We start from the raw sequence: 13241 nt of genomic DNA, 5'->3' as shown, positions 1-13241 counted from the left end.
CGGTGGCCGGACGAACGGTGGAAAAATGGCGCGCCATTCAGAACAGAACCACGAACCCGTACATAATTGAAATTGCATGTGATTTTTCCTGCCCCAGGCGTTCGACCGCCGTCGCCGCCGGCTTCGGCCCAGCCGCTGTCGCAAGCGAAATTCGGCACGTCTCACGACAGCGTGCGCCCCCCTTCGCTGCGGGATCGTAGTATTGTCGTCGGCAGCCGTCGAAGCTAGGATTTCGCGTAGCATTCGATCGCGACGCACGAAGAGATGCACTCCAGAATCAAGCGGATGGTCGCGGCTGCGATCGGACGACACGGCAAATGGAGGACATTATGGCGTGGCGTGACGACAAGGCCCGGGCAGCCCTGATCCGCGATGCAGCGGGCAGCGTGCCGGCGGGCAAGAGCCCCCGGGCCTTTGCCGAGCCCTTGTTCGGCTACACCAATATCGAGGATCTCGCCAATTACGATGCCGCCTCGCTTGCCCTCCTGGCTGAGCAGGCCTGGGAGCACGTGCAGCGGCGCACAGCCGGCAGCGCCGATATCCGCGTCGTCAATCCGACATTGCCGAACGGGCGCGAGATTTCCGTTCTCGAAATTCTCAACGACAACATGCCTTTCCTGTTCGACTCCACCATGGCGGAGCTCGCCGAGCAGGGCCTTGAGGTCACCCTGGTCGCTCACCCGATCATCGCCGTGGAGCGCGATGATGGGGGCAAGCTGCTGCGATTCTACGGGGAAGCACTGCCGGAGGGAGCAAAGGGCGCGCGCGAGAGCCTGATTCATCTCCACATCACCCGCCTGGACGCGGATTCCGATCGCCAGAAGCTGATCGACGGCCTGACCAGGACGTTGAACAATGTCCACGCCTGCGTTGCCGACTGGCGCGTCATGCGTGACAGTGTCGAGGAAGCGATCAAGACGTTCTCCTCCAATCCGCCGCCGCTGCCGATCGACGAACTCGCCGAAGCCAATCAGTTCCTGCAATGGCTCTGCGCGGACAATTTCACTTTCCTCGGCGTGCGCAAATATCGCTTCTCGCCCGACAGTGACGCGTCGGACGACATTACAACCGGCGAAGGCCTCGGCATCCTGCGCGATCCGGACGTGAAGGTCCTGCGCCGCGGCAGCGAAATGGTGGTGATGACGCCGGAAATCCGCGAGTTCATGCACGAGCCGACCCTGCTGATCGTCATCAAGGCCAATGTCTCCAGCCGCGTCCATCGCCGCACCCGGATGGATTATGTGGGCATCAAACTCTACTCGCCCGACGGCCGGCTCGAAGGCGAATTGCGCGTCGTCGGCCTTTTCACCTCGGGCGCCTATACTCGCTCGGTACGGCAGATCCCTTATGTCCGCCACAAGGTTTCGCGGGTGCTGCAGCGCGCGGGCTTCGACCCGAACGGCCATTCCGGCAAGGCGCTGATGCATATTCTCGAAGACTATCCGCGCGACGAGCTGTTCCAGATCGACGTCGACACGCTTTACAACTTCGTCATCGAGATTCTGATTCTCTACGAGCGTCCGCGCGTCCGGGCGCTGCCGCGGGTCGACAAGTTCGATCGCTTTGTCTCCATCCTCACCTTCATTCCGCGCGACAAATACGACACCGACGTCCGCACGCGCGTCGGAGCCTTTTTGGCGCAGGCCTACAAAGGGAAGCTGTCCGCCTCCTACGTATCATTCCCTGAAGGGGCACTTGCGCGCGTCCACTTCATCATCGGACGCTATGAAGGCAAAACGCCCGTCGTCGACCGCGCTCTGCTCGAAGCCTGGATCAGCGCCATTGCCGCGACCTGGGCCGACAAGCTGAAGGCCGCGCTCACCGCGTCGACCGATGGCATGCGGGCGCGCATGCTCACCAACCGATATGCCCAGGCCTTCAGCGGCGGCTATACCGAGGTGTTCGGCGCGGAGCAGGCGATCGCCGATATCACGACCGTCGAAAAGCTGACGCCGGCCCGCCCGGTAACGATTTCGGTTTACCGCATCGAAGGCGACGATCCGAGGCGCTTCGGCCTCAAGGTGTTTTCGGACGCCGTACCGCTGTCGTTGTCCTACCGCGTGCCGGTGATCGAGAATCACGGCCTGCGCGTGGTCAACGAACGCACCTATCAGATCGTGCCCGGCACCAGGTCTGCGCCGGTCTGGCTGCACGACATGACGATCGAGACCAGTGACGGCCAGCCCATCGAGATCAACCCGGAATTCAGCCATCGCCTGGAAGCCTCGATCATGGCGGTGGTGACCGATCGCGCCGAATCCGATGGATATAACGGCCTGATCCTGCGCACCGCCCTAAGCTGGCGGGAAGTCTCGACCATCCGGGCGCTGTCGCGTTATCTGCACCAGATCCGCGCTCCGTTCACCCAGGATTACATGTGGGAAACGTTGCGCAAGAACGCCGCGATCACGGCCAGCCTGGTCGCGATGTTCCAGACCCGCCTCGATCCGCGCCTCGGCTTGACGGACGCCGAGCGAGCGGCGCGCGAGGCGGCCTTGCTTGCCGAGATCGAGGAACAGATCAAATCCGTCGCCTCGCTCGATGAAGACCGCATCCTGCGCCGCTTCACCAATCTGGTACAGGCGACCGTTCGCACCAATCTATGGCAGATCGGCGAGGATGGACATCCGCGTCCGGTGATCTCCTTCAAGTTCGAGGCGCGCCGGATCGACGACTTGCCCGCTCCACGACCGCTCTACGAGATCTTCGTCTATTCCCCTCGTGTCGAAGGTATTCACCTGCGCTTCGGCAAGGTTGCGCGCGGTGGCTTGCGCTGGTCCGACCGGCCGCAGGATTTCCGCACCGAGATCCTCGGCCTGGTGAAGGCGCAGCAGGTCAAGAACGCCGTGATCGTGCCGGTCGGTGCCAAGGGCGGCTTCGTGCCCAAGCGCCTGCCGCCGCCTTCCCAGCGCGACGCCTGGCTCGCGGAGGGCACCGAAAGCTATCGCATCTTCGTTCGCTCGCTGCTCGAACTCACCGACAATCTCGACGGCGACATCATCGTGCCGCCCGAATCCACCGTGCGCCACGACGGCGACGACCCCTACCTCGTCGTTGCCGCCGACAAGGGCACCGCCACCTTCTCCGATGTCGCCAACGCGATCTCGGCCGAGAAGAACCATTGGCTCGGCGATGCCTTCGCATCCGGCGGCAGCCAGGGTTACGACCACAAGAAGATGGGGATCACGGCGCGCGGCGCCTGGACGGCGGTCAAGCGCCACTTCCGCGAGCTCGGCACCGACATTCAGACCATGCCGTTCACCGCGGTCGGCGTCGGCGACATGTCGGGCGACGTCTTCGGCAATGGCATGCTGCTCTCGCCGGCGACAAGGCTTGTGGCGGCTTTCGATCATCGCGACATCTTCATCGATCCTTCGCCCGATCCATCGACCAGCTTCGCCGAGCGCAAGCGCCTGTTCGATCTGCCGCGATCGAGCTGGCAGGACTACGACAAGTCGCTGATCTCGCAGGGCGGCGGCGTGTTCTCGCGCTCGCTCAAGGCGATCCCGCTTGCGCAGGAAGTGCGCACGCTGCTCGATCTCGACAAGCCGCAAGCCACGCCTTTCGAGGTGATGACGGCGATCCTGAAGGCTCGCGCAGATCTGTTGTGGTTTGGCGGCATCGGCACCTATATCCGCTCCTCCGGGGAAAGCGACGATCAGGTCGGGGACCGCGCCAACGATCCGATCCGCATCGCGGGTGGCGACGTGCGCGCCCGGGTGATCGGCGAAGGGGCCAACCTCGGCGTTACCCAGCGCGGCCGCATCGAAGCGGCGCAGAAGGGCGTCAAGCTCAACACCGACGCCATCGACAATTCGGCCGGCGTGAACACGTCCGACGTCGAGGTCAACATCAAGATCGCGCTGGCGCGGCCCGAGCGCGAGGGACGCCTCAGTCCCGCTGACCGCAACAGCCTGCTTGCCGCGATGACCGACGAGGTCGGCGCGCTGGTGCTGCGCAACAACTATCTGCAGACGCTGGCGCTCTCGCTGGCCGAGCGCAAGGGTGTGGCCGAGACCGGCTTCCTCACCCGCCTGATGCAGTCGCTCGAACAGCGCGGCTTGCTCAGCCGCGCTGTGGAGTTCTTGCCCGACGACGCCGCGCTCACCGAGCGCACACGGCGCGGCCAGTCCCTCACGCGGCCCGAGCTTGCCGTGCTGCTCGCCTACGCCAAGCTGACCCTCTACGATGACCTGCTCGTCACCAGCGTGCCCGATGACCCCTATCTTGCCCGCGAACTATCCCAGTATTTTCCGCGCGAGATTCAGGACAAATTCCCGACCGCGGCCGGATTGCATCGCCTGCGGCGGGAGATCATCGCGACCAGCCTCGTCAATGCGGTGATCAATCGCGGCGGCCCGGCCTGCGTCGTGCGCCTGAGCGACGAGACCGACGCCGATATCCCGACCATCGTCATGGCCTATGTGGCGGTCGATGAATGTTACGGCCTGAAGTGGCTCAATGACGCGATCGACGCGCTCGACGCCTGCATCGATGGGCAGCTGCAGCTGTCCCTCTACGCTTCAGTGCAGGACCTCCTGCTCTCCCGCATGGTCTGGTACGTGCGCCATGCCGATTTCAAGGATGGGCTGGAGGCCGTCGTCGCGCGCTTCGGCCCGGCGATCCGCCAGATCGTCGCCGGCCTCGACACTGTCTTGCCGCCGGACTTGCAAGTCGCGCGCGTCAAGCGGCGGCAGGAACTCGCCGACGCCGGTGTCCCGGCCGGCCTTGCCGGCGAGCTCGCCGATCTTGACGCTTTGGTCTCGGCTCCCGACATCGTGACGGTTGCCGAGCGCACGAGGCGCCCCATCGGCGATGCCGCCGCGACCTTCTACGCCGCCGAGGCGAATTTCCGTCTCGACCGCATCATCGCCGCCGCACGCAGTGTGCCGGCCAACGATTATTTCGAACGCATGGCCATCGATCGCGCCGTCGAGCAGATCGCCGGCGCCGAAAGGAGACTGGCCGCCGATATGCTGGCAACCGGCCAGTCTGGTCAGCAGGCCGTCGAGACCTGGCTCGCGGCTCACCCCGAGGCGACGCGTATCCGCCGCTCGGTCGAGGAGATCGCTGCCAGCGGCCTGACCCTCGCCAAGCTGACGGTGGCGGCGAACCTGCTGGGGGATTTGGTCAAGGCCTGAGGGCGTGCGAGGCCGCGATGTGAGAAGCACAATGCTGGCGCAGGTATAGCCGGCAAACGGAGGAATCCAATGATCCACGCCACATGCCATACCGCCGACAATGTTCGCTGCATCGAGTTCGATGCCACACCGTGGTTCAGCGAGGCTGACGCTCCGAGCATTGTCGATTTGGCCCAACGAGGATGGACCAGCACAGCGATTGCAGACTCCCTCGAGCGCAGACAAGGATACGAACGCCTGCACGACCTCGTTGCGTATGCGGCGAATCGACTGCAACTGGAATCTCTGGAGGACCCAATCTGGGAAACCTTCGAGTGTGTCGTCGATGGACCCGAGGCCGTCGCCTGGCTCGAGAAAAACCGGCCCAACGTTATGGCAAGAATCCCTTAAAGCCGCGGGAAGCGCAGCAAAGGCTACAATTGATCGGCGGCAAACGAAGCGGCAATGGCGCACCCGACACGATTCGAACGTGTGACCTTTGCCTTCGGAGGGCAACGCTCTATCCAGCTGAGCTACGGGTGCGTGCAGGGTTCATTTAGCTGATTGGCTCCCTGTCGGCAACGGCGTTGTCCGGCCGGTCAAGGGCTGTAAACTGCCCCCGACAATATGACAGGCCGCGGAAAAAAGGCCGTCTTTCGAGGGAGTTTGCCCATGCGTCCGCTGGAATTCGGCTGGTATCTGCCCACACATGGCGACACCACGGCCTATGGGCTGATGGAGGCGCAGATCGCCGGCTCGCCGGAACTCTGTGAGCGCGTGGTCGCAGCCGCCGAGGACGCCGGCTTCGAGTATCTGCTGATCCCGGTCGGCTCCGTGTGCTGGGAGGCTTGGATCACGGGCGCGTTCATGGCGGCGCGCTCCAGCCGGATCAAGCCACTGATCGCAGCAAGGCCCGGCTATATCAACCCGGTGCTGATGGCAAAGATGATCTCGACCTTCGACCAGATGTCGGGTGGGCGGATCTGCATCAATCTGATCGCCGGCCAGAACGAGAGCGAGGTCGAGGCCGAGGGCGTGCGCCAGCCCAAGGAAGAGCGTTACGCGCTGATGGAGGAGGAGGTCTCGATCCTGAAAGCGCTATGGACGACTCGCGGCCCGGTACATTTCCAGGGCAGATTTCACACCATCTCCGGCGCGCATATCCGGCCGCGTCCGTTGCAGCAGCCGTTCCCAAGATTCTATCTCGGCGGCGGCTCGCGGCAGGCCTGGGAGGTGTCGGCGAAGCATTCCGACGTCCATCTGTTCTGGGGCGACCTGCCGAATCGCATCGCGGAGAATATCGCCGAGATCCGGCGGATGGCGCGGGCGCATGACCGCGAGGATGCGATCGGCTTCGGCATGCGGCTGCAGGTGATTTGCCGCGAGAACGAGGCGGATGCCTGGGAGGCGGCCGACCAGCTGGTGCGCCACGCCACCGAACGGCAGAAGCAGGAGATGAAGACGCTCTACAATCGTTCCGAGGCCAACCAGCGCGTGCAGCAGCTCGCGCGCGACTATGGCGATCTGTTGATGCCGCATCTGTGGACCGGCATCACCAAGGTGCGGCCCGGCGCCGGCATCGCCGTGGTCGGCAATCCCGCGCAATGCGCCGCCACCTTGCAGCAGTTCATCGATGCCGGCTGCCACTCCTTCTGCCTGTCCGGCTATCTGCACGACGAGGAGGCCGAGCGGTTCGGCCGCCTGATCCGCCCGATCCTCGCCGCCAACAATCGCGGGCGGCTCGTCGCCTGAGGCGCGATCCGGAAGCTTTCCGAAAATTCACGGGTGAATCTGCGCCTGACGCGCGATGATCCAGCCGAGCTCGCGGCAGCAACGGAGTAGAACCATGCATCACCGGGCCTAGGCTTGCGGCCGCGGCATTGCTCGTCGTGGCGGCGGCGCACGTACCCGCAGCGTCCGCGACCCAGGCACAGACCGAGCGCGACCGGAAGCCGGTCAAGGAGATCGCCAATGCGCGGCTTGCCGTCGGCAATGCGAGCTTTCCGCTCTACCTCTCGGCCGACTGGTCCAATCCGCTGCCGGATGTCACCCGCGCCGTGCTTGTGCTGCACGGCGTGCTGCGCAATGCCGACGACTATTTTCGCGCGGCGCTGAGCGCGCAGGCCGCGGCGGGCGACGTTGGCAAGAGCACGCTGATGATCGCGCCGCAATTCCTGATCGAGTCCGACGTCGAGGCATTCAAGCTGCCGGCGGAAACGCTGCGCTGGAGCCTCTATGGCTGGCAGGGCGGCGAGCCTGCGCTGGCACCGAGCCCGGCGAGTTCGTTCGAGGCGCTCGACGCCATCCTGGCGAAGCTCGGCGATCGCAAGCTGTTTCCGAACCTGCAGCAGGTCATCGTGTTCGGTCATTCCGGCGGCGGCCAGGTGGTGCAGCGCTATGCGATCGCGGTGAAGGGCGACCAGGTGCTGCTGCGTCAGGGCATCGGCGTGCCCTATGTGGTCGCTAATCCGTCCTCCTACGCCTATTTCACCAAGGAGCGGCCGGAGCCCGCGATCGCGGCGAACTGCCATGGCTACAACAGCTGGAAATTCGGCATGGACAACCGCCCGCCCTATCTCGCCGAACCTTCGCCGGCCGCGCTGGAGCAGGCCTATGTCGCGCGCCGCGTGATCTACCTGCTCGGGACGCTCGACACCAACCCCAATCATCCTGCGCTCGACAAATCCTGCATGGCGGAAGCCGAAGGGCCGTACCGTTACGCGCGCGGGCATTCCTATGCCGCCGCGATGCAGGCCCGCGACGAGGGCACGCCAAACCACAGCGTATGGGATGTGCCCGGCGTCGGCCACGCGGGCGGCAAGATGCTCAACTCGCCCTGCGGCCTGACCGCGGTGTTCGATATCCCCGGCTGCGAGCCGGCGCGCTGAGCCCACACACCGGAATTTGTGCGCGGATTCGGTGGCAAGCGGCACCGAGATCGCCTACGCTCGTGTCGCGAATGGAGCATCACGACCGACAGCTCGATGGAGAACATCATGAGAGCAGGCTTGATCACGCTTCTGACAGCCGGTGCCTTCCTCGGCTTGACCCCGGCCAATGCCGCAGAGGGATGCGGCGACGGTTGCCACAGGACCTCGCGAGGTGCCTGCGTGATCGACGGCTGGGGCACCGGCGCGCGGGTCAGGAACGAGTGCCCCGCCACCTCGCGCGCTCGCCCCCCGTGTGGCGGCGGTGGCTTCATCTGGCGGCGCGACCTCCAGGCCTGTTCGCAGACGACGAAGGATTGGCTCTAGCCGCAGACGGCCAGGCCAGCGTCACGCCGGTACGATCACCTTGCCGATCGGCCACAGCGCGATGCCGGCAAGCTTGAGATGCGCCCAGGCGAAGGGGATGCCGATGATGGTCACGGCGAGCAGGATCGCGGTGATCACATGGCCGATCGCGAGCCACCAGCCGGCCAGGATAAACCAGATCAGATTGCCGATTACCCCGAGCGGTCCGGTGCCGATGTCGGACGTGCCGGTCACCTCATCGCGGCGCACCGCACGCGAGCCGAACGGCAGCAGCGTGTAGACCGCGATGTTGAAGGCGGCGCGCGCCCAGGGCAGCCCGATAATGGTCACAGCCATGATCACGGCCGCGATCAGCCAGCCGAACGCCATCCACGCGCCGCCGATCAGGATCCAGAGGATGTTCAGGAGGATAGACACAGGCTGCATGGCTGACACCTTCGCGCCGCTTGGAACTACGCCTTATATACGCCGCTGCCCCGCGCTGCGGTAGGTGTGGCCTAACCGCGCGCCTGCCGTGACGAGGCCGCGCTGTACGATCTCGGCATCGCGCTCTATCGCGACAAGAAGGTCAGCGATGCCGTCTACAAGGCCGCGCTGGAGAAGGAGCGCTGCCGCTGCAAAATCCGACGTCGTCATGGCCGGGCTTGACCCGGCCATGACGAACTTGCGAAAGAGGGAAACCTGCTACCGCCTAAAACCGCTGGCGCGCGAATAGGTCTGGCGGCCTTCCAGGGCCGGGCGCGCGGCCATGCTGGCGCGCGTTTCGCTGGCGACCGGCGTCCCCGGCTTCAAATCCTCGAGGAAGATCGGCCTGGCGAAGTAATAGCCCTGGGCATAGCGGATCTTGGTCGCCGCCTGCAGATAGGTCAGCTCCTCGTAGGACTCGATGCCCTCGGCGATCACGGTCATGCCCAGCGCATCGCTCAGCGATTCGATCGCGCGCAAAATGCCCTGGCTGCGCGGCCGCTGATGGATATCGGTGATGAAGGAGCGGTCGATCTTGATCTCGTCGGCGGTGATGTCGGCGAGCGCCGACAGCGACGAATAGCCGATGCCGAAATCGTCGATCGAGATGCCGACGCCGATGCCGCGCAGGATCGGCAGGATCTGGTCCTGGAAATGCGACCGCGTCACGAACGCGTCCTCGGTCACCTCGATCATGAAGCGCTTCGGGAAGCCGGTCTCATCGAGCGCGCGCGCGAACCGGCGCATGAATTCGAGGTTGGAGGCCTGCTTGGCAGCGACATTGATGCTGATCGTCGCCGTCGGACCGAACGTGTCGTTGATCAGGTCGATCGACTTGACGATCTCCGCCAGCACCAGGAACGTCAGCTCGTCGATCAGGCCGAGCTCGACCGCGAGGTTGATGAAGGTGCCCGGCGCCTGGATCACGCCCTCGTCGTCGCGCAGCCGCACCAGTGCCTCGATGCCCTTCACCTCCTGGGTACGGATATCGACCTTGGCCTGGAACGCGCAGCAGAAGCGCTTTTCCAGGATCGCCAGCCGCAGCGACTGCTCGATCTTCATCCGCGCCAGCGCCTCGCGCTCCATGCTGTTGTCGAAGAACGCGGTCGAGCCCTTGCCGTTGTTCTTGACGCGGTACATCGCGATGTCGGCGTTCTGGCGCAGCGCCTCGTAGCTCCGGCCATGCATCGGATAGAGGCTGACGCCGATCGAGGTCGAGGCGAAGATCTCGGAGTCCTCGATGAAGAACGGCGCCTTCAGCCGCTCCTGCATGACCTGGATGAATTCGGCGACTTCGTCATTGCCGCTGATCGGGTTGAGCAGCAGCAGGAATTCGTCGCCGGAGATGCGCGACAGGATATCGGTTTCGCGCAGCGCGTGGCCGAGTCGCTTCGACAGTTCGACGAGCAGCGCATCGCCGATCGCGTGGCCGTAATAGTCGTTGATGTGCTTGAAGTTGTCGACGTCGAGAAAGGCGAGCGCGAAATGGCTTTGCGAATCGTCGCGGATCAGGCCGCTGACGCGGTGCTCGATCACCCGGCGGGTCGGCAGGCCGGTCAGCTCGTCGTAATAGGCCGAGCGGAACAGCTGGTCCTCGAACGCCTTCTGCTCGCTGATGTCGGTCGAGGTCGAGATCAGGAGATTGCGACCGGCGATCCGGACCGGCCGGTGCGAGGTCAGGAACACGTATTTGGACGCGCCGCAGGAGAGCACTTCCTCGAGCACCACCGGACGGCCGCTGCGCAGCAGGTCGAGGTTGGCGGCGTGGCGCTCGTCGAGCGGGGACGGCTGGCTCGCGCTGGCCGCCAGCTGCAGCTGGCTCGCGGCTGCTTCATTCACCAGGATGAGCTCGCCCTGCTCGTCCTGGACGGTCACGCCCGCCGGCAGCAGTTGGAGAAGGTCGCGCAGGATCCGTAATTCATTGCTGGAAATATCGTCTTGGCCGGTCACTGCCGCGCCGGTCTGAAAATCGTGTCTGGTGAGACTATGCATGCGCCGACCTTGGCAAAGTCCGTTGTAGTTTTGGTTAAGCGGACCTGCGAAATGCCGTGACAGAATGAGACCGCGACGGCTTTCGCAAGCCGTCGCGGCAATCGTCATTAACAGAGTATCAATGTCGGCTGCGGCCGCTGGTGAAAGCGATTGCGGCACGCGCGGTTGCATCAACACATGCGCGTGTGCCGGAAAGGCGACTTATCAACAGCTCGGAAGCTTGCACTGCATGGTGCAGTGAACGCCGGTCTTCAGGTAACTGATCTCGGTCTTGCCGTCGAACGGCCGCAGCGCCGACTTGAGCAGCTTGGTGCCGAAGCCGGCTTCGCCGATCGCCTCGACCACCGGTCCTTCGGTCTCGTCCCAGATCACGTTGAGACGTCCGTCATCGACCGTCCATGACACTTGTAAAAATCCGCGCGGCGAGGAGAAGGCGCCGTATTTTCCGGCGTTGGTTGCGAGCTCATGGAAGATCAGCGCCAGCGAGACGGCGAGCTTGGCGGGCAGGAACAGCTGCTCGCCATTGAGGTTGAACCGCACGTGGCCGTAGGGCCCGAGTTCCGAGCGCAGCAAATCCTTGATATCGCAGCCATAGCCATCGACCCGCGCGATCAGATCGTCGGTCGCCGAGAGCGCGCGGATGCGATGGTCGATGCGCTGCCAAACATCGGGCCGGTCCTGCAGCGCCTGATGCAGCACGGCGTGAATGGTCGAGGACTTGTTCTTCAACCGGTGCTGCAATTCGTCGACCACGACCTTGCGGTACTGCTCTTCCTCGATCAGCCGCTTGGAAACTTCGCGCTGCTGCGCGACCAGGGAACGGTAGTGCTCCACGCCCCAGATCGCGATGCCGCACACAACCCAGAAGATCATCAGCAGCGCAAAGCGCGCCGGATCGGCGTGCGCGCCGCTGAAATTGAGCACCACGCCGAGCAGGCCGCTCGCCAGCGCGGTTGCGATCCCGATCCGGAAACCGCCAAGGGCGGTGGCAAAGAAGACCGCCGGGAAATAGGGCGTGAAGAACACGTCCGGCCGGATCTGGGCCAGCCCGAAGCGCGCGGCCGTGGCCAAAACGAGACAAAGCACCGCGAAGGCGACCGCAAGCCGCACCGACGGCTGGGCATCGCCCCGCCAACACGCCCTGAAATCATCGATCCATTTCGCCATTGCTCGTTCCAGTTCACGTGAACAGGCGACCCAAAATAAGGCCGCTGCGACCGAAAAACCGCAGTTGTGGCCTTCTGGCCACAGGCGGACCTTGCGGGCGTGGCAGCGTGCAAGTGCTTGTATTGGCAGCAGGAGCCGGGGAATATCCGCAACATCATACGTAAGTTGAGGCACCGACATGGGACGGCTGAACGGCAAGGTCGCGGTGATCACAGGAGCGACCAGCGGCATCGGGCTACGCACGGCGGAGATCTTTGTCGCGGAGGGCGCGAAGGTCGTGATCGCCGGGCGGCGCGCGCCGGAGGGCGAGGCACTGGCGCAACAGCTCGGCGAGGCTTGCGTGTTTCGTCAGATCGACGTCACGGTCGAGGAACAGATGCAGGCGCTGATCGCACTTGCGGTCGAGAAGTTCGGCCGGATCGACTGCCTGTTCAACAATGCCGGCGGCCCGGCGCAGACCGGGGGCATCGAAGGCCTCGACGTCGCGCGGTTCGACGCCGCGATGGCGACGCTGGTGCGCAGCGTCATGCTCGGCATGAAACATGCCGCGCCCTACATGCGCAAACAGGGTTCCGGCAGCATCATCAACAATGGCAGCATCGCCGGACGGCTCGCCGGCTTCTCCTCGTCGATGGTCTACGGTGCCGCGAAGGCCGCGGTCATCCATTTCACCAAATGCGTCGCGATGGAGCTCGGCGAGTCCGGCATCCGCGTCAACTCGATCTCGCCCGGTGCGATCGCCACCGGCATTTTCGGCAAGGCGCTCGGATTGTCGACGGAAGCGGCCGAAAAGACCGCCGCCGTGATGCGCGAGGTCTACAAGGCGGCGCAGCCGATCCCGCGCGCCGGCCTGCCCGACGACATCGCGCATGCCGCGGTGTTTCTGGCGAGCGACGAATCGAGCTTCATCAACGGCCATGACCTCTTGATCGACGGCGCCATCACCGGCGGCCGCAACTGGAGCCAGCAGCAGGCCGGCTACGTCGCGCTGCGCAAGGCGTTCGATCAGGGGGCGGGGTAACCGCATCCGTCATTGCGAGCGAAGCGACTTGTCCGCCGAAGCCTTGGCGAAGGCGGAAGCAATTCATAGCGTGCACCGCCGCATGCGCGGATGATGACACCGCGCTGCTCGACGTCTTGAATCGCAAACCATCCCCACCGTCGTCCTGGCGGAAAGCCAGGACGCATTACCCCGAATAGTCATTGTTGAGCGATGTTGGGGCCACGATTCCTTTCACAACGA

The 13241-nt window shown here is 64.4% G+C and carries 9 protein-coding genes and 1 tRNA gene; 6 read left to right on the top strand and 4 right to left on the bottom strand.

Annotated features, from left to right (window positions below):
- Positions 1 to 317 precede the first annotated feature (317 nt).
- Together E2I15_RS29130 and E2I15_RS29125 are read left to right on the top strand one after the other, a co-directional pair.
- Positions 318 to 5141: an NAD-glutamate dehydrogenase gene (locus E2I15_RS29130; protein ID WP_155262621.1), complete on the top strand. Its 4824-nt coding sequence runs from the start codon at positions 318 to 320 to the stop codon at positions 5139 to 5141.
- A 69-nt stretch (positions 5142 to 5210) separates the two neighbouring features.
- Positions 5211 to 5531, top strand: coding sequence for a hypothetical protein (locus E2I15_RS29125; RefSeq protein WP_137478495.1), 321 nt, complete (start codon positions 5211 to 5213; stop codon positions 5529 to 5531).
- Positions 5532 to 5586: 55 nt separating this feature from the next.
- Here E2I15_RS29125 and E2I15_RS29120 read toward each other — a convergent pair.
- Positions 5587 to 5663 (bottom strand) — tRNA-Arg (locus E2I15_RS29120).
- Positions 5664 to 5792: 129 nt separating this feature from the next.
- Between E2I15_RS29120 and E2I15_RS29115 the strand changes: the two genes are divergently transcribed.
- From E2I15_RS29115 to E2I15_RS29105, 3 genes are all read left to right on the top strand, one after another.
- Entirely contained in the window at positions 5793 to 6872 is a 1080-nt protein-coding gene (locus E2I15_RS29115; RefSeq protein WP_137478496.1) for an LLM class flavin-dependent oxidoreductase, read from the top strand.
- 137 nt (positions 6873 to 7009) lie between these two features.
- On the top strand, positions 7010 to 8008 hold the full coding sequence (locus E2I15_RS29110) for an alpha/beta fold hydrolase (RefSeq protein WP_246668019.1): 999 nt from the start codon (positions 7010 to 7012) through the stop codon (positions 8006 to 8008).
- A gap of 108 nt (positions 8009 to 8116) precedes the next feature.
- Positions 8117 to 8374, top strand: a complete 258-nt coding sequence (locus E2I15_RS29105) for a GCG_CRPN prefix-to-repeats domain-containing protein (protein ID WP_240536778.1) — start codon at positions 8117 to 8119, stop codon at positions 8372 to 8374.
- A 21-nt stretch (positions 8375 to 8395) separates the two neighbouring features.
- Here E2I15_RS29105 and E2I15_RS29100 read toward each other — a convergent pair whose 3' ends face one another.
- The 3 genes from E2I15_RS29100 to E2I15_RS29090 all read right to left on the bottom strand — a co-directional run bounded on the left by E2I15_RS29100 (position 8396) and on the right by E2I15_RS29090 (position 11998).
- Positions 8396 to 8800 (bottom strand): YccF domain-containing protein, encoded by a 405-nt coding sequence (locus E2I15_RS29100; RefSeq protein ID WP_028335598.1) that lies wholly within the window; start codon positions 8798 to 8800, stop codon positions 8396 to 8398.
- Between the two features lie 258 nt (positions 8801 to 9058).
- Entirely contained in the window at positions 9059 to 10789 is a 1731-nt protein-coding gene (locus tag E2I15_RS29095) for a putative bifunctional diguanylate cyclase/phosphodiesterase (RefSeq protein ID WP_137478497.1), read from the bottom strand.
- Positions 10790 to 11035: 246 nt separating this feature from the next.
- Entirely contained in the window at positions 11036 to 11998 is a 963-nt protein-coding gene (locus E2I15_RS29090) for a sensor histidine kinase (RefSeq protein WP_018269225.1), read from the bottom strand.
- A gap of 178 nt (positions 11999 to 12176) precedes the next feature.
- Here E2I15_RS29090 and E2I15_RS29085 point away from each other — a divergent pair, with 178 nt between their 5' ends.
- Positions 12177 to 13019, top strand: a complete 843-nt coding sequence (locus E2I15_RS29085) for an SDR family NAD(P)-dependent oxidoreductase (protein WP_137478498.1) — start codon at positions 12177 to 12179, stop codon at positions 13017 to 13019.
- The last annotated feature ends 222 nt before the right edge of the window (positions 13020 to 13241 follow it).

This window comes from Bradyrhizobium sp. BR2003, assembly GCF_009720285.1.
Classification (GTDB): Bacteria; Pseudomonadota; Alphaproteobacteria; order Rhizobiales; family Xanthobacteraceae; genus Bradyrhizobium; species Bradyrhizobium elkanii.
Note: the sequence above shows the minus strand (reverse complement) of the source record. Positions and strands in the feature narration are given on the sequence as shown.